This window comes from Amycolatopsis sp. NPDC104819, from assembly GCF_055583145.1.
In genome coordinates this window covers 566948-584243 of sequence record NZ_JBVJON010000008.1, presented here as the reverse complement: position 1 = coordinate 584243, position 17296 = coordinate 566948, and the positions used below count along the sequence as shown (strand labels likewise).

The 17296-nt window shown below is 72.2% G+C and carries 9 protein-coding genes; 6 read left to right on the top strand and 3 right to left on the bottom strand.

Annotated elements, in window-relative coordinates; translation table 11 throughout:
* Window positions 1-15: 15 nt before the first annotated feature.
* The 3 genes from der to ACZ63E_RS27900 all read left to right on the top strand — a co-directional run bounded on the left by der (window position 16) and on the right by ACZ63E_RS27900 (window position 7192).
* Window positions 16-1485, top strand: a complete 1470-nt coding sequence (der, locus tag ACZ63E_RS27910) for a ribosome biogenesis GTPase Der (RefSeq protein WP_465339061.1) — start codon at window positions 16-18, stop codon at window positions 1483-1485.
* A gap of 264 nt (window positions 1486-1749) precedes the next feature.
* On the top strand, window positions 1750-5679 hold the full coding sequence (locus ACZ63E_RS27905) for a Pls/PosA family non-ribosomal peptide synthetase (RefSeq protein WP_465339060.1): 3930 nt from the start codon (window positions 1750-1752) through the stop codon (window positions 5677-5679).
* Between the two features lie 91 nt (window positions 5680-5770).
* Window positions 5771-7192: a M1 family metallopeptidase gene (locus ACZ63E_RS27900; RefSeq protein WP_465339059.1), complete on the top strand. Its 1422-nt coding sequence runs from the start codon at window positions 5771-5773 to the stop codon at window positions 7190-7192.
* 3 nt (window positions 7193-7195) lie between these two features.
* On the opposite strand, the gene ACZ63E_RS27895 is transcribed toward ACZ63E_RS27900, so the two are convergent.
* Window positions 7196-8053, bottom strand: coding sequence for a hypothetical protein (locus tag ACZ63E_RS27895; RefSeq protein WP_465339058.1), 858 nt, complete (start codon window positions 8051-8053; stop codon window positions 7196-7198).
* A gap of 169 nt (window positions 8054-8222) precedes the next feature.
* Here ACZ63E_RS27895 and ACZ63E_RS27890 point away from each other — a divergent pair, with 169 nt between their 5' ends.
* The 3 genes from ACZ63E_RS27890 to ACZ63E_RS27880 all read left to right on the top strand — a co-directional run bounded on the left by ACZ63E_RS27890 (window position 8223) and on the right by ACZ63E_RS27880 (window position 13793).
* Window positions 8223-10514, top strand: coding sequence for a glycosyl hydrolase family 95 catalytic domain-containing protein (locus ACZ63E_RS27890; protein ID WP_465339057.1), 2292 nt, complete (start codon window positions 8223-8225; stop codon window positions 10512-10514).
* A gap of 21 nt (window positions 10515-10535) precedes the next feature.
* A complete protein-coding gene (locus ACZ63E_RS27885; RefSeq protein ID WP_465339056.1) occupies window positions 10536-12812 on the top strand; it encodes a glycosyl hydrolase family 95 catalytic domain-containing protein in 2277 nt (758 codons plus the stop codon).
* A 66-nt stretch (window positions 12813-12878) separates the two neighbouring features.
* Window positions 12879-13793, top strand: coding sequence for a peptidylprolyl isomerase (locus ACZ63E_RS27880; protein ID WP_465339055.1), 915 nt, complete (start codon window positions 12879-12881; stop codon window positions 13791-13793).
* Here the strand turns inward: ACZ63E_RS27880 and ACZ63E_RS27875 are convergent, their stop codons facing one another.
* Together ACZ63E_RS27875 and ACZ63E_RS27870 are read right to left on the bottom strand one after the other, a co-directional pair.
* A complete protein-coding gene (locus ACZ63E_RS27875) occupies window positions 13794-15536 on the bottom strand; it encodes an FAD-dependent oxidoreductase (RefSeq protein ID WP_465339054.1) in 1743 nt (580 codons plus the stop codon).
* Window positions 15533-17284 (bottom strand): maleylacetate reductase and hydroxyquinol 1,2-dioxygenase domain-containing protein, encoded by a 1752-nt coding sequence (locus ACZ63E_RS27870; RefSeq protein ID WP_465339053.1) that lies wholly within the window; start codon window positions 17282-17284, stop codon window positions 15533-15535. The genes ACZ63E_RS27875 and ACZ63E_RS27870 overlap by 4 nt, the downstream gene beginning before the upstream one ends.
* Window positions 17285-17296: the final 12 nt, after the last annotated feature.

Sequence of the window (17296 nt, the reverse complement as noted above, 5' to 3'; positions counted from 1 at the left end):
GGAAATTGGGTTCTGATGGATGAGTTGGACGGCGTCGGCGAGATCGACGGCACCTGGTCGGACGAGACCGAGTTCGCCAGGCTCGACGCGCAGATCGAGGCGGCGGAAGCAGCCGAGGAGGCGGCTCTCGCACAACCGGTCCTCGCCGTGGTCGGCCGGCCGAACGTGGGCAAGTCCACGCTGGTCAACCGCATCATCGGCCGCCGCGAAGCCGTGGTGCAGGACGTGCCGGGCGTGACCCGCGACCGCGTCGCCTACGACGCCTTCTGGGGCGGGCGCAAGTTCACCCTGGTCGACACGGGCGGCTGGGAGCCGGACGCGACCGGGCTGCAGGCCTCCGTCGCCGCCCAGGCCGAGCTGGCCATGCAGACCGCGGACGCGATCCTGCTGGTGATCGACGCCTCGGTCGGGGCCACGGCCACCGACGAAGCCGCGTCCAAGGTGCTGCGCCGCTCGAAGAAGCCGGTGCTGCTCGTGGCGAACAAGGTGGACGACGACCGGCTGCTCGCGGACACCGCGTCGCTCTGGTCGCTCGGCCTCGGTGAGCCGCACCCGGTCAGCGCGTTGCACGGTCGCAGCTCCGGCGACCTGCTCGACGCCATCCTCAAGACGCTGCCCGAGGCGCCGCGCGAAGGCGTCGCCGCGACGTCGGGCCCGCGGCGCGTCGCGCTGGTCGGGAAGCCGAACGTCGGCAAGTCGAGCCTGCTGAACAAGCTCTCCGGCGAGCAGCGCTCGGTCGTCGACTCGGTCGCGGGCACCACCGTCGACCCGGTCGACTCGCTGGTCGAGCTGGACGGCGAGACCTGGCGGTTCGTCGACACGGCCGGCCTGCGCAAGCGCGTCAACTTCGCCGCCGGCGCCGAGTACTACGCCTCGCTGCGCACCAAGACCGCGATCGACGCGGCCGAGGTCGCGGTCGTGCTGCTGGACGCGGGCGAGCCCATCTCGGAGCAGGACCTGCGGGTGCTGACCATGGTCGTCGAGGCCGGACGCGCCTGTGTGCTCGTGTTCAACAAGTGGGACTTGGTCGACGAGGACCGGCGGCACGCGATGGTCCGCGAGCTGGAGCGCGGCCTGGTCCGCGTGCCGTGGGCGGAGAAGGTCAACGTCTCGGCGCTGACCGGCCGTTCGGTGCGCAAGATCGCCCCGGCGCTGCGGACGGCGCTGGCGTCGTGGGACAAGCGGGTGCCGACCGGCCAGCTCAACGCGTGGCTGTCCGACCTGATCGCGGCCACCCCGCCGCCGGTGCGTTCCGGCAAGCAGCCGAAGGTGCTGTTCGCGACGCAGGCGGGCATCCGGCCGCCGACGCTGGTGTTGTTCACCACCGGGTTCCTCGAGGCGGGCTACCGCCGGTTCATCGAGCGCAAGTTCCGCGAGCGGTTCGGCTTCGAAGGCAGCCCTGTTCGGGTGAATGTGCGCGTTCGCGAAAAGAAGGCAAAGCCGAAGGTGGGCGGAAAAGCGGCGCGGCCCGCCAAATCCCGGTGATTTTCTGACGTCCAGCCTGACGCCCTGGCCTGCGTGCTCTCCGGTGCGACCTGGATCACGCTGGTCAGGGCGGTCTCGGTGAGGTCCGACACTCCATCGTGATCTGGCAGATATGTTTCCTTCACCCGGGAGTATGGTGGAGGGTCGTTGCGGGCGCCTCATTCAGGAGTGCAAGCCCGGTGAGGCTCGCGGAAGGTGAGTGATGGGCTTGCGCGCCCATAGTTCGTCCCTGTTCGTCTTCGTCGCGGTCGAGGTGACGGCCCGATGACCGTCACTGTCGAACCTGCTGAATCGGCCGCGGAAATCACCGCACCGCTCGCGTGTGTCGCCGAGGTGACGCACGCGCCTTCGACGGCCCCGGTCGCCGACCGGGCCCTCTTCTGGTCCGGTCTCGGCGCGAGCGAGCGCACGCTGCTCGACATCCTCGCCGCCACGGCCGAGCGCCACCCCAACGCCGCCGCGATCGACGACGGCGCCACCACCCTGACCTACCGCCGGCTCCTCGAAGAGATCGACGCCTACGGCCGCCGCCTGCGCGGGTACGGCGTCGGGGTCGGGGACCGCGTCGGCATCCGGATCTCCTCCGGCACCGCCGAGCTGTACGTCGCGATCCTCGCCACCCTGTCCGTCGGCGCCGCCTACGTGCCGGTCGACGCGGACGACCCGGACGAGCGCGCCGACCTGGTCTTCGAGGAAGCCCAGGTCGCCGCCGTCGCCACCGATGGCAAGATCAACGTCCACAGCACGCCGGGCGGCCGCGACGGCGTTCCCGGTCCGGCCGACGACGCGTGGATCATCTTCACCTCCGGCTCCACCGGCAAGCCCAAGGGCGTCGCCGTGAGCCACGCGAGCGCGGCCGCGTTCGTCGACGCCGAAGCCGAGCTGTTCCTCACCGAGGAGCCGATCGGCCCGGGCGACCGCGTGCTGGCCGGGCTGAGCGTCGCCTTCGACGCCTCCTGCGAAGAGATGTGGCTGGCCTGGCGCCACGGCGCCTGCCTGGTGCCGGCGCCGCGCGCGCTGGTCCGCACCGGTGTCGACCTCGGCCCGTGGCTGGTCGCGCAGCGGATCACCGTCGTCTCGACCGTGCCGACGCTGGCCGCGCTGTGGCCCGCCGACGCCCTCGAAGACGTCCGCCTGCTCATCTTCGGCGGCGAAGCGTGCCCGCCGGAGCTGGCCGAGCGCGTCGCCGTCGAAGGCCGCGAAGTCTGGAACACCTACGGCCCCACCGAAGCCACCGTCGTCGCCTGCGCCGCGCAGCTGACCGGCGAGGGCCCGGTCCGGATCGGCCTGCCGCTGTCGGGCTGGCAGCTGGCTGTCGTCAACGACGAGGGACAGCCGGTCCCCATGGGCGAGACCGGTGAGCTGGTCATCGGCGGGGTCGGGCTGGCCCGCTACCTCGACGCCGCGAAGGACGCCGAGAAGTTCGCGCCGCTGCCGTCGCTGGGCTGGCAGCGTGCCTACCGCTCGGGGGACATGGTCCGCGCCGAAGCCGACGGCCTGCTGTTCCTCGGCCGGCTCGACGAGCAGGTCAAGCTCGGCGGCCGCCGCATCGAGCTGGGCGAGGTCGACGCCGCGCTGCAGGCCCTGCCGGGTGTGCAGGGCGCGGCCGCCGCGATCCGCCGCACCAAGGCCGGCAACCAGGTTCTCGTCGGGTACGTCGTGCCCGCCGCGGGTGTGCCGTTCGACCACGAGCAGTCCGCGACCCGGCTGCGCGAGCATCTGCCCGCCGCGCTGGTGCCGCTGCTCGCCGTCGTCGAAGACCTGCCCACCCGCACCTCCGGCAAGGTCGACCGCAACGCCCTCCCGTGGCCGCTGTCCACTGTGGACGCCACCGGGCTGTCGCCGACCGAGACGTGGCTCGCCGAAGGCTGGGCCGAGATCCTCGGGGTGTCGGTCGACGACCCGAAGGCCGACTTCTTCACCCACGGCGGCGGCAGCCTGACCGCCGCGCAGGTCGTGGCGCGCATCCGCACCCGGCACCCGCAGGTGTCGGTCGCCGACATCTACGCCCACCCGAGGCTGGGCGCGCTGGCCGCGATGCTGGACGCGCTGAGCGGCCAGGCCACCGAACGCCGCGACATCGCGCCGACCCCGCGTCGCGCCGGAGTCATCCAGACGGCCCTGATGGTCCCGCTGATGGGGCTGGTCGGCCTGCGCTGGGCGACACTCGCCGCCGCGCTGTCGAACATCCTGGCGCTGCTCGGGTTCGCCTGGGCGCCGACGCTGAACTGGGCGTGGCTCGGCCTGGCCTGGGTGGTGCTGTTCAGCCCGGCCGGCCGGATCGCGATCGCCGCGGGCGGTGCCCGGGTGCTGCTCTCCGGGGTCCGCCCCGGCACCTACCCGCGCGGCGGGAGTGTCCACTTGCGACTGTGGACGGCCGAGAAGCTCGCCGAGTTCAGCGGCGCGGACAGCGTTGCCGGCGCGTCCTGGATGACGACGTACGCCAAGGCGCTCGGCGCGCGGATCGGCAAGGACGTCGACCTGCACTCGCCGCCGCCGGTCACCGGCTTCCTCAAGCTGGGCCGCGGCGCGGCGATCGAGCCCGAGGTCGACCTGACCGGCCACTGGGTCGACGGCGACGTCGTGCACATCGGCAAGGTCCGTGTCGGCGCGGAAGCCCGCATCGGCGCGCGCAGTACGCTCTTCCCCGGCGTGCGGATCGGCAAGGGCGCGGAGATCGCGGCCGGGTCGACCGTGCGCGGCGCCGTCCCGGCCGGGCAGCGCTGGGCCGGTTCGCCCGCCGCTCGCGTGGCCAAGGACGAGCGCGACGCGCTGAAGTGGCCGTCGAGCCGTCCGCCGCGGTCGCACTTCTGGGCCACGGTCTACGGCGCGACGTCGTTGCTGCTCGGCTTCCTGCCAGGCATCGCCGCGCTGGCCGGCGTCGCCGTGCTCGGCTACGCCATCGCCGGCGCGCCGACGCTGCTGGACGCCTTCACCCGCGCGCTGATCTTCGTGCCAGTCGCGACCGCCGCGTACTTCCTGGCCTACATGCTGCTCGTGCTCGCCGGGGTCCGGTTGCTGAGCATCGGCATGGTCGAGGGGTACCACCCGGTGCACGGCCGCGTCGCGTGGCAGGTCTGGGCCACCGAACGGCTGATGAGCATGGCCCGCGAAGGCCTGTTCCCGTTGTACGCCAGCCTGTTCACGCCGGTGTGGCTGCGGCTGCTCGGCGCGAAGGTCGGCCGCAACGTCGAGGCGTCGACCGTGCTCGCGCTGCCGAAGATGACCAAGGTCGACAGCGGCGCGTTCCTGGCCGACGACACCATGGTCGCCACCTACGAGCTCGGCCACGGCTGGCTGCACGTCGCTCCGGCCCGGATCGGCAAGCAGGCCTTCCTCGGCAACTCGGGGATGACCGCGCCCGGCCGCTCGGTGCCCAAGCGCGGCCTGGTGGGTGTCCTGTCCTCGACGCCGCTGAAGGCGAAGAAGGGCTCGTCGTACCTCGGCATGCCGCCGCTGCCGGTGCGCCGCGCGATCGGCGACGCCGACACGAGTCGCACCTACACCCCGGCGCTGCACCTGAAGGCGGCGCGGGCGCTGGTCGAGCTGTGCCGGATCATCCCGGTGATGTGCGGGGTCGCGCTGACCGTCACGGTCGCCTTCGGGCTGCTGTGGGCGGCGACGATGTTCGGCTTCGGGATCGCCCTGCTGCTCGCGGGGCCCGCCCTGCTGGCCGCCGGGATCGTCGCGGCGCTGACCGCGACCGTGATGAAGTGGCTGCTGGTCGGCAAGTTCCGCGAGGTCGACCACCCGCTGTGGAGCTCGTTCGTCTGGCGCAACGAGCTGGCCGACACGTTCGTCGAGGCCCTCGCGGTGCCGTGGCTGATCGGCTCGGTCGGCGGCACCCCGCTGCTGAGCGCCTGGCTGCGCACGATGGGCGTCAAGATCGGCCGCGGGGTGTGGCTGGAGACGTACTGGCTGCCGGAGTCCGACCTCGTCGAGCTCGGTGACGGCGCGACGATCAACCGCGGCTGCGTCGTCCAGACGCACCTGTTCCACGACCGGATCATGAGCATGTCGCGGGTGGTGCTCGGCCAGGGCGCGACCCTCGGCCCGCACGGCATCGTGCTGCCGGGCGCCGGCATCGGCGCGCGCACCACGGTCGGCCCGGGGTCGCTGGTGACCCGCGGCGACGAGGTGCCGGCCGACACCCGCTGGCTCGGCAACCCCATCTCCGCGTGGACGGGTAAGTAGAAGGTCACGAAGTACCCGCCTGGCTCGCCGGACTCACCCGTGTCGTGCGAGCCTGGTTTGGTACGTCGGCACGAGGAAAGGTTCGACACGGGTGATTGCGAAGGCTCCTGCTCCGGCACCCGGCGCGGACACCTCCGGTGATCCCTACCTCCCGACCCACGGCAACGGCGGCTACCGGGTCCGGCACTACGACCTGACCCTCGACTACAAGGTGGCGCCGAACCGGCTGTCGGCTTCGGCGGTGATCACCGCGGAGGCGACGCAGGCGCTTTCCCGGGCCAGCTTCGACTTCGCCGATTTCCGGATCAACCGCGTGCTGGTCGACGGGAAGCCCGCGAAGTACCTGAAGCGCGGCCCGAAGCTGCACATCAAGCCGGCGCGGTCGATCCCGATGGGCGCCGCGTTCACCGTCGAGGTCCACTACGTCGGCAACCCGCGCCCGGTGGGCAGCCGCTGGGGTGACGTCGGCTGGGACGAGCTGACCGACGGGGTGCTCGTGGCGAGCCAGCCGGTCGGCGCGCCGTCGTGGTTCCCGTGCAACGACCACCCGTCGGACAAGGCGACCTACCGGGTGAGCATCACGACGGCGTCGCCGTACCTCGTCGCGGTGACCGGCGACCTGGTCGACCGGTACACCTCGGCGAGCACCACGAAGTGGATCTACGAACGCTCCGAGCCGACGGCCACGTACCTGATGAGCGTCCAGATCGGCCGTTACGACGACGTCGACCTCGCCGGCGGGGGCTGGTTCTCGCGCGTGGGGGCGGCCGCGCGCCGGCTGAGCGTCGACATCGGGCGCACGAGCGGGCAGGTGGAGGCAGTCCACGAAACGGTGCCGCAGCGGGCCGCCGTGCCGCCGCGGCTGCGTCGGCTGTTCGACCGCGACTTCGGGCGGCAGGGCCGGATGATGGAGGTCCTGCAACGGCTGTTCGGGCCGTACCCGTTCGGCGAGTACGTCGTGGTGGTCACCGACGACGACCTCGACGACCCGATCGAGGCCCAGGGCATGTCGATCTTCGGCGCCAACCATGTCGACGGCCGCCGCACGCACGAGCGGCTCGTGGTGCACGAGCTGGCCCACCAGTGGTTCGGCAACAGCCTGACGGTGGCCGACTGGCGCCACATCTGGCTCAACGAGGGTTTCGCGACGTACGCGGAGTGGCTGTGGTCGGAGGAGTCCGGCGGCCAGCCCACGCAGACGCTGGCCCGCGGCTGGCACACCCGGATCAAGGCCAAGCCCGCCGACGTCCGCATCGCCGACCCGGGGGTGTCCCGGATGTTCGACGAGCGCGTCTACAAGCGGGGAGCCCTGACGCTGCACGCGCTGCGCGCGGAGATCGGCGATCCGGCGTTCTTCGCGCTGCTGAAGGCGTGGACGGGCGAGCACCAGCACGGCCTGGTCACGACGGACGCGTTCGTGCTGATGGCGGAGACGTACGCGGGGCGGTCACTGACGCCGTTCTTCACCCGCTGGCTGATGACGCCGGCCTTGCCGCCGCTGCCCGGTCCGTAGACCTCAGGTCGCGCAGCGGAACAGCGAGCCACACGTGCGGCAGCGGACCCGCACCCGCCGGTCGAGAGGCACCCGCGTCCCGTGGCCGCAGGCCGGGCACGGGAACGTGACCTGACCCGCCTCGAAGCGGTAGTTCTCGGTCGGCCGGCCCCCGCGCTTGTGGTGGACGTACCGCCCGCGTGAAGCTCCGGCCAGCGGTGGGCGCGCGTAGTCCGCGAGAGCCAGCTGGTGCCCCAGCCGGTAGGCGCCGTCGGCCGCGCCGGTGAACGGCGGGACCTCCTCGTCGAACGCCAGTGCCCGCTTGGCCAGCACGTACCCCATCTCCGGCGGGGACAGGTACCCGACGCGCGACGTCGTCCGGCGGCGCGTGTAGCTGCTCTGCAGCACCTCGACGCGGTAGGCCGCCAGCATCGCGCGGCCGACGCCGAGGTAGAGCGTGGCCGTGTCGGTGAAGATCTCGTCCTGGCGGAAGCCGTGGCGGTGCAGGAAGACGTGCATCACCTCGTGCGCCAGGATCGCCGGGACGTCACGCGGGTCGTCCTGGTAGTGCGCGCCGAGCGTGACGAAGTACTCCGGCCCCGGGCCCAGCTCGACCTCGCCGACGTGCGTGCCGAGCGTGCCGAACCCGACGATCACCCGCGCGTCGCCGATGCCGAGGTGCCGGGTCAGCGCCGCGGCCGCCTGCTGGGCCTCCAGCAGCGGGTCCCGGCCCGGCAGCGGCGGCAGCTCCAGCGGGCCGAACGCCTTGACCACCGGCCCGGACAGCTTCGTGTAGAGCTCCCGGATCGAGCTCCGGACGTCGTCGATCCGGTCGAACGTCCCCGGTGGCGCCACCGGCCGGGGCCGCCGGAGAAAGGCCATACCGGGAGGACGTCCGGCGCGGGCGGCGAGTTCCCCGCCGCAGATACATCGGATGTCTCTGCCGCTGTCTGGGTGAACAACCCTGGCCTTCTGGGGCGCTGTCTGCAAATATGGCCGCACGCCGCCTGTGGATCTCGTGAAACGTAGTATGAATTCGAAGGGACGCTTCATGGACGCAGTGTCGCGGCGTACCGTGCTCCGCGCTGCCTCGGTCGTGGCGGGCGCCGCCGCGTTCGGCGGGCTGTGGGCCCGGGCGGCCCCGCCGGCGCTCGCCGCGGGGAACCCGCACCGGGACGTCGCCGTGGACGCGCGGATGGTGTGGAAGCGGCTGCCGAAGAACTGGCGCGAAGGGCCGTTCCTGGCCAACGGCTACCTCGGCGCGCAGGTCTACGCCGGGCGGACGCCGCAGGAGCTCAAGGTCATGCTGAGCCACACGCAGGTGCAGGACCAGCGGGTCCAGTGGGAAGCCGGGATCGGGCTGTCGCGGCTGCCGATCGGGTTCCTCACCCTCACGCTCGCCGGCGCGGTCACCGCCGTCGACTGGACGCTCGACCTGTACAACGCCGAGCTCGGCGGCACGATCACCACCACCCAGGGCTCGGTCGCGTTCTCCGCCGTCGTGCACAACGACCTCGGCGTGCTGCTCGTGTCGCTGACACCGAGTGCGGGCGAAGCCGGGGCGGCGTGGGCGTTCCAGCCGCTGGAGTCGGCGACCACCCGGACCGTCCGCAAGCCGCCCGAGTACGTCGCCAACCCGGCGCCCGGGATCGGCGACGGGTACTGCGCGCAGCCGATGCTCGCCGGCGGTGGGTACACCACGGCCTGGCGCGAACGCACGATCGGCGCACGACGGCTGTTCGCGGCCGCGATCGCCTACAGCTTCCCGGGCACCACGCACACCGCGGACGCGCTCGCCGCCGTCCGGAAAGCGCTTGCGGCGAGCCCGGACGCGCTGCTGGCCCGCCACCGCCGCTGGTGGAACGACTTCCACCGGCGCAGCTTCGTTTCGGTGCCGGACAAGCAGGTCCAGCGCTTCTACTGGATCCAGCTGTACAAGATCGCGGCCGCCACCCGCGCGGGCGGGCCGGTCGTGTCCGAGTGGGGCCCGTGGTTCCCGGAGGTCGGCAACAGCTGGACCGCGGTGTGGTGGAACCTCAACGTCCAGGTCACCTACCCGATCGTCAACAGCAGCAACCACCCCGAGCTCGACGCCGTCACCGAGACGTTCCGGCGCGACCACGCCAACCTCGAGACGTCGGTCCCGCCCGCCTACCGCGACGGCGACACCTACGCGCTCTCGCACCCGGGTGACTGGCGGCTGCGCCCCGGCGGCACGCGCTCGGTCGGCGTCCCCGGGACGACGTCCAAGACCGACCAGACCGGGAACCTGCTCTGGGGCCTGCACAACGTCTGGCTGGCCTACCGCCACCACAAGGACCGGCGCGTGCTGCGCGACGTCCTGTACCCGACGCTGGCGAAGGCGCTGAACTTCTACCGCCACTTCCTCTTCACCGGCCCCGACCGCCGGCTGCACCTGCCGCTGACCCGGTCGCCGGAGTACGCCGACGCGCCCGACTGCACCTACGACCTCTCGCTGATCCGGTGGGCGGCCCGCACGCTCGTCGACTCGGCCCGCGTCCTGTGCCTCGACGAGCCGCGCGTGCCGGTCTGGCGGGAGATCGGCGCCACCCTGGTGCCCTACCACGAAGATCCCGCGAACGGCGTGCTGATCGGTGACGGCGTGCCGCTGGCCGAATCGCACCGGCACTTCTCCCACCTGCTGTGGCTGTACCCGTTGCGGGAGAAGGTCTGGGACGCGCCCGCCGACCGGGACGTCATGACCCGGACGTTCGCGCACTGGGTGGCCGACCAGAAGGCCTGGCACGGGTACAGCTACGCGGCCGCGTCGTCGATGAGCTCGGTGATGGACGCACCCGAGGAGGCGTTGCGCTACCTGAAGTTCTTCCTCGACCGCAACGTCGTCGCCGACACCGAGCTGACGGCGAACACGATGTACCGCGAGGGCTCAAACTTCGCGATCGAGAGCCCGATCACCGCCGCTCAGTCCATTGTGGACATGGTGCTGCAGGGATTCGGCGGCGTGCTCAAGGTCTTCCCGTCGGTGTCGGCGACCTGGCGGGACGCCTCGGTCGCCGGGCTGCGTGCGGAAGGCGCGTTCCTCGTGGACGCTTCCCGTCGCGACGGGAAGACGGAGTTCGTCCGCGTGCACAGCGAAGCCGGTGAGCCGCTGGTGCTCCAGCACGGTGTCGCCGGCGACGTCGACGTCCGCGACGAGCACGGCCGGCGGCTGCCGTGGCGCCCCGCCGGGCCCGGCCGGATCACCATCGGGCTGCGGCGCGGCGGCACCGCCGTCGTCACCCCGCGCGGCGGGCGCCCGGACCTCGCACCCCGGGACGTCCCCGCCCTCGGCCCGGCGCCGGTGTGGGGCCTGCCCAGCTGAACTTTCGCCAAGGAGGCCGGAATGGACATCACCCGCAGGACCGTGCTCGGCGGCGCGCTCGCCGGGATCGCCGCCGGCGCGGCGGGCCGCACACCCGCGTTCGCCGACGTGCCCGGCTCCGACGACTTCGACTGGGCCGGGTTCCTCGGCACCGCCGACCTGCGCTGGCGGCGCCTGCCGGCAACCTGGTACGAGGGACCGTTCCTGGGCAACGGTTTTCTCGGCTCGGGCATTTACGCCGAGCCGGGGCGCAACGCTCTCCGCTTCACCGTCCAGCACAGCCAGGTCCAGGACCACCGCCCGGAGTTCGGCTCGCTGTTCGGCCTGGCCCGGCTGCCGATCGGTTACTCCACACTCGAGCCGGTCGGCGCGATCACCGCGCTCGACTGGCGGCTGGACCTGTGGAACGCCGAGCTGACCGGCACGATCACGACGGCGTCCGGCAGCCTGAGCCTGCGGGCGGTCGTCCACACCGGACAGTCACTGCTGGCCGTCGAGATCCGGCCGTCCGAAGGGGAGCGCGGCTTCAAGTGGGTGTACCACCCGGCGGTGGCGGTGAGCCCGCGGGCCGACCCAGTGTGGAACAAGCCGCCGCCGGACGGGTACACCGCGAACCCGCCGGTCCAGCTGTCCGGCAGCGGGGACGCCCGGCTGGCCGTGCAGCCGCTGCTGGCCGGCGGTGAGCACGTGACGGCCTGGCGCGAGGTCACCCGCGGGGGCGCGCGGACGCTGTACACCTCGGTGGCCTGGTCGCACCCGGAGAAGACGTCGGCGGCGCGGGCGCTGGCCACGGTCCGCCGGGCGCCGGCGTTCGACGCGCTGACCCGGGACCACCGGCGCTGGTGGCACGACTACTACCGGGCGAGCTTCCTGTCCGTCCCGGACACGCGGCTGCAGAGCTTCTACTGGATCCAGCTGTACAAGGTGGCGTCGGCGGCGCGGCGGGAGGCGCCGGTGATGGCGACGTCCGGGCCGTGGCTGGAGAACACGCCGTGGCCGGCGACCTGGTGGAACCTCAACGTGCAGCTCGAGTACTGGCTGATCCACGGCTCGAACCACCTGGAGCTGGACGCCGTCAGCCACGCCCTCGGCAAGTACCGCGCCAACCTGACCGATCAGGTCGCGCAGCCGTACCAGGCCGACTCCGCGGGCATCCCGCGCACGACGGACATGACGCTGCTCAACGGCGTCTCCAACGCCACCAGCGGGTTCCCCGTCGGCATCCCGGGGAAGGACACGCCCACGCCGGAGGTCGGCAACCTGACCTGGGCGCTGCACAACGTGTGGCTGTCCTACCGCCACACGATGGACACCGGGCTGCTCCGGGGCACGCTGTTCCCGTTGCTGCGCAAGGCGATCAACTACTACCTGCACTTCCTCGCGCCGGGCCCGGACGGCAAGCTGCACCTGCCGCCGACGTTCTCGCCCGAGTACGGGGTCAACGCCCCGGACTGCAACTACGACCTGTCGCTGATCCGCTGGGGCTGCAAGACGCTCCTGGAGATCCAGCGGGACGACCCGCTCGCGCCGAAGTGGCGGAACGTGCTCGCGAACCTCGTCGCCTACCCGGCCGACGCCAACGGCTACATGATCGGCGCCGGTGTCCCGTTCGCGAAGTCGCACCGGCACTACTCGCACCTGCTGCAGATCTACCCGCTCTACGACGTCACCTGGGAGCAGCCGGAGCACCGGCAGATCATCGAGACGTCGCTGAACCACTGGGTCGGCTTCGAAGGCGCGCTGCAGGGCTACACGTTCACCGGGGCGGCGTCGATCTCGGCGCAGATGCTGCGCGGTGAGCAGGCCGCGTTCTACCTCGGCGAGCTGCAGCAGCGGTTCATCCAGCCGAACACGATGTACAAGGAGTCCGGGCCGGTCATCGAGACGCCGTTGTCGGCGGCCAAGTCCATGCAGGACATGCTGGTGCAGAGCTGGGGCGGGGTCGTCCGGCTGTTCCCGGCGGTCCCCGCCGCGTGGGGCGACATCGCGCTGCGGGACTTCCGCACCGAGGGCGCGTTCCTGCTCAGCGCGTCGCGGGCGGGCGGGAAGACGCGGTGGCTGAAGGTGCACAGCGAGGCCGGGGCGCCGTGTGTGCTGCGGCCCGGCATCGAAGGCGACCTGGCGGTGACGGACGCGCGGGGCCGCGCCCGGCGCTGGCGGCGGCTGCCCAACGGCGACGTCCAGGTCGAGCTCGGCCGGGACCAGGACGCCTTCGTGTACCGGAAGGGGGACAAGCCGGACTTCGGCGTCCGGCCGGTCACGCCGGGCGGGCCGAGCGCGCCGTGGGGGATGCCCTGATCGGGCGTTCCCACCCGGGCCGGCGGTCTTCGCGGCAGAATGGTGCTCTCGACGAGGGGAGCGCTGATGAGCGAGCCGGGGCAACGGCCTGACCAGGGCGGCGGGCACCCGTACGGGTACCCGCAGTGGCAGCCGCCGGTGCCGCCGAAGAAGACGTCACCGGCGGCCGTCGTGCTGATCACGGCCTCGGTCGTCGTGGTCGTCGTGATGGCGCTGGCCTTCCTGGCCTGGGGTTATCCGGGCTTCCTGCGCGAACCGGACGCCAAGGCCGGCGGCGGGTTCTTCCCCACGTCGTCCTCGCCGACGTCGTCCGCGCCGCCGTCGGTCACCCCGAGCGCCCCGGTGTCGATCCCGGGCGGCCGGGCCCCGATGCCGACCCGGCCGCGGCCGCTCGCCGACCCGATCGGGTGCGCGTTCACCCCCGCTCCCGGCTCACCCGCGCCGAAGCCGGCCACCCCGCCGCCGGACGGCCCGGCGCCGTCGTCGGGCACGGTGAACGTGCAGCTCGCGACCAGCGCGGGCGCCATCGGGCTGACGCTGGACCGCGCGCTGGCGCCGTGCACCGTCGTGAACTTCCTGAGCCTCGCGAAGCAGGGCTTCTACACCGGCACGTCGTGCCACCGGCTGTCCGTGACGACGGGCCTGCAGATGCTGCAGTGCGGCGACCCGGTCGGCGACGGCACCGGCGGCCCGGGGTACACGATCAAGGACGAGACGTTTCCCGAGCTGACCTACGGCCGCGGCATCCTCGCGATGGCGAAGACGGCCGAGCCCGACAGCGGCGGCTCCCAGTTCTTCCTGGTCTTCGGCGAAACCCAGATCCCGCCGGAGTACACGGTGTTCGGCCGCATCGACGACGCGGGCCTGCAGGTCCTCGACACGGTGGCCCAAGGCGGCGTGGACGCGTCCAAGCCCGCCGTCGGCGACGGCAGCGGCCCCCCGAAGATCCCGGTCACCTTCACCGCCGTCACCACGCCCTGATCAGGGGCGGTCCAGGAGCGTGGTGAGGGCCTCCAGGAGGGACTTCGCCGCTTCGGGAGCGGCCGCGCGGTGGCGCCAGGCGACGTAACCGTCCGGGCGGACCAGGAGGCAGCCGTCCTCGTCGATCCCGCTCAGCCGGGACCAGTCGCCGTACGCGTCGCGGGTGCCCGGCTCGCCGACGCGCACCGCGCGCAGGTCGAGGCCCAGTTCGGCGCCCACCTTGGCCGCCGCGTCGCGCCAGGCGGTGCCGGTGAGGCCGGTCAGCACCGTCCAGCGGCCGCCGCCCACGAGGTCCAAAGTGGACACCCGGCGGCCGTGCGGGCCGACCAGCCACGCGTGCGGCAGCTTCGCGCCCGGCTCGGTGCTCGGCCGGTGGAACAGCTCGGGATCGCGGTCCGACGCCGCCACGACGCCGTCCGGCAGCACCGCTCCCGAGACGTACCGCTGGTCCAGCTCCACGCCGTGCGCGTTGAACTCGTAGTGCTTCAGCTCGATGGCCTTCTCCAGCTCACGCCGTTTCAGCGCGCCCTCGGCCGTCGGCGCGAGGCAGGTCTCGAGCCCGGCCGTGATGCCGTCGGCGTCGGTGTCACCGGAGATCCCGAGCGCGGCGAAGATCGGCCCGAACTGGTCCCGGCTGAGGTTCGCCCGGTCGACGATCTGCTTGCCGACCGGCGCGCGTTCGGCGGTGTAGCTGTCCAGCAGCCCTTCACCCGCTTCGCCACGAAGCACCATCGCGAGCTTCCACGCCAGGTTGTACGAGTCCTGGATCGACGTGTTCGAGCCGAGCCCGTTGGACGGCGGGTGCCGGTGCACGGCGTCCCCGGCGCAGAACACCCGGCCGCTGCGGTACTCCGTCGCGTAGTTGTGGTTGACCGTCCACAGTGACGTCGAGGTGATCTCGACGTCCAGCCCGGGATCCCCGACGAGGTCGCGCACCAGCCGTGTCGCCTCCTCGACGTCGACCTCCGGTGGCTCCTGCGAGATGTCGTAACCCCAGGTCAGCAGCCATTCGTTCCACGGCCGCACCATCCGGACCAGGCCCATCCCGATGCCGCCGAGGTGCGCGCCCGGCCGCATCACCCAGTAGAGGACGCTCGGCCGGTGCGCCACGTACGGCCCGAGGTCGGCGGTGAACGTGATGTTCATGCTGCCGGCCTTGCCCGTCTGCCCGGCGATCGGCAGCCCGGCCTGCTCGGCGACGCGGCTGCGGGCGCCGTCCGCGCCGATCAGGTACTTGGCGCGCAACGTGAACTCGTCACCGCGGACGCGGTCGAGGAACCGGGCCGTGACGCCGTCGGCGTCCTGCGTGAAGTCGAGGAACTCCGTGTCCAGCCGCAGTTTCGCGCCGCGCGCGGCTGCCTCGCTCGCGAGGATCGGCTCGAGGTAGGTCTGCGGCAGGTCGATCATGTGGCACGGGCTCGCCGTGGTGTACTCCGACGCCGACCGGTCGCCGGTGCCCCAGCTCGCGATCCGGCCGATCTCCGGCCCGGTCAGCGACGTGCACAGCACGGTGTCGCCCATCAGCTCCGGCGGGGTGCCGACGGCGAGGGCCTTGTCCTCGACGCCGACGTCACGCAGCACCTCCATGGTGCGCTGGTTGGTGATGTGCGCGCGGGGCGTGTTGGCCATCCAGCCGTACTTCGTGGCCAGCACGGTCGGCACGCCGTAGGTGGCGAGCAGCAGCGCCGCGGAGCCGCCGGCCGGGCCGCTGCCGATCACGAGGACGTCGGTGTCGTAGCTCATTCGCTGCTCCCTGAGATCCGGAAGGTGAACTCGAGCCGCTGGTCGGCGAAGTCGACGATCAGGCCGTCCTTGACGCCGAACACCGTGTCGGAGTCCAGGTAGTCGCCGCCGGCGACGAACAGCTGCGTGATCAGCGTGCGGTAGCCGGGCTTGGCGATCATGAAGTGCACGTGCGGGGCCCGGTACGGGTGCCGGCCGACGGCGTTCAGCATCTCGCCGACCGGGCCGTCGGCCGGGATCGGGTACGCGCTGGGCACGATGGTCCGGAACCGCAGCCGCCCCTCGGCGTCGGTGCGGAACCTCGCACGCAGCACCGGGCCGTCCAGGTCGGGCAGCTGGACGTCGTAGAAACCGTCCTCATTGGACTGCCAGACGTCGACGATCGCGTCCGCCACGGGCTCATCGTCGGTGTCGGTGACCCGGACGTCCGTCCACAAGGGAGTCCCCGGTAGGCCTTCCGCGATGTCGGCGCCCTGCGGGGTCTCCGGCGGTCCCTCGACGTAGAACGGGCCGAGCACGGCCGATGGCGTGGTGTCCGGCGTCCGCGAGTTGGTCAGGACGTCGACGACGCTCGACACGCCGAGCGTGTCCGACAGCAGGATGAACTCCTGCCGGGTGTCGGTGGTGATGTGCCCGGCGCGGGTCAGGAAGCCGATCGCGTACTCCCACTCGTCCTGGGTGAGGTCGGTGCGGATCGCGTACCCGTGCAGGGTTTCGACGAGGTCGGTGAGCAGCTCGCGGACGCGGTCCGGGGCGCCCGCGAAGCTGTCGACGACCTGCTGGGTGAGCGCCTTGAGGCTGGGGCGTGCGGCCGGGCGGGCGCCAGTCAGCGCCTGACGGAGCAGCTCTTCCTCGGGCTCGCCTTCGATGTCGCCTTCGGTGAGTCCCAGCTCGGCCAGCGAGTGCGGGACCGGGAGGTTCGCGGTGAGCTCGAAGACGTCGTCCGCGTCGTCGAGGCCCTGGTGCGCCATGACGTACGGCAGCAGGACGGCGTGGGTTTCGGCGTGCGGCAGCCCGAACTTGCCGCCGAGGTGGTGGCACAGCTTGTGGTGCAGGCCCATCGAAACGCTGTCGAGGCAGGTGCCGGCGAGCCAGGCGCCGCGCAGGGCGTCGGTGCGAGCGTCCACATCGGACGGATCCGCGGCGATGCGTGGCAACGCGCTCATCAGCAGTCTCGTCGCCTCCGCGGCGAGCAGGTCGGTCAGCGGGTTGGCGTCCGGCGCGTACCGGGCTTCCACGGCGTGGGCGAGCGCGTTGAGGCCGCTGGCCGCGGAGACCTCCGCGGGCAGCGACAGGGTCAGGCCGACGTCGTAGAGGACGGTCTCGGGCCGGACCTTCGGGGACTTCTGCGTGGTCTTGCGGCCGTCGGCCGTCTGGCCGAGGACCGACGTCAGCTCCGAGCCCGCGTACGTCGTCGGGACGATCAGCTGCGGCAGGTCGGTCCGCAGCGCGATCGCCTTGGCCAGCCCGGTGGCCGAGCCGCCGCCGACCGCGACCACACCGTCGACGTCGTGGTCGGCGACCACCTTGAGCGCGTGCTCGGTGACGTCGACGGGCGTGTGCATGGCGGCGTCCTCGAAACGCGCGGCCAGCCGCGGGCCGAGCGCCTCGGCGGCGCGGTCGGCGTACCGCGGGCGGCCGACCAGCAGGACCCGGCGGAGGCCGAGCCGATCGGCTTCGGCCCCGACGTCCTCGAGGGAGCCGAAGACCACCCGGACGGGGTTCGCGGCGTAGCTGAACGAGGTCATGCGGGGGAGTAT

Excerpts from the sequence above, each read along its gene's own strand:
- der (WP_465339061.1), top strand. The coding sequence starts at position 16 with ATGGATGAGTTGGACGGCGTCGGCGAGATCGACGGCACCTGGTCGGAC.
- ACZ63E_RS27905 (WP_465339060.1), top strand. The coding sequence starts at position 1,750 with ATGACCGTCACTGTCGAACCTGCTGAATCGGCCGCGGAAATCACCGCA.
- ACZ63E_RS27895 (WP_465339058.1), bottom strand. The coding sequence starts at position 8,053 with ATGGCCTTTCTCCGGCGGCCCCGGCCGGTGGCGCCACCGGGGACGTTC.
- ACZ63E_RS27890 (WP_465339057.1), top strand. The coding sequence starts at position 8,223 with ATGGACGCAGTGTCGCGGCGTACCGTGCTCCGCGCTGCCTCGGTCGTG.
- ACZ63E_RS27885 (WP_465339056.1), top strand. The coding sequence starts at position 10,536 with ATGGACATCACCCGCAGGACCGTGCTCGGCGGCGCGCTCGCCGGGATC.
- ACZ63E_RS27880 (WP_465339055.1), top strand. The coding sequence starts at position 12,879 with ATGAGCGAGCCGGGGCAACGGCCTGACCAGGGCGGCGGGCACCCGTAC.
- ACZ63E_RS27875 (WP_465339054.1), bottom strand. The coding sequence starts at position 15,536 with ATGAGCTACGACACCGACGTCCTCGTGATCGGCAGCGGCCCGGCCGGC.
- ACZ63E_RS27870 (WP_465339053.1), bottom strand. The coding sequence starts at position 17,284 with ATGACCTCGTTCAGCTACGCCGCGAACCCCGTCCGGGTGGTCTTCGGC.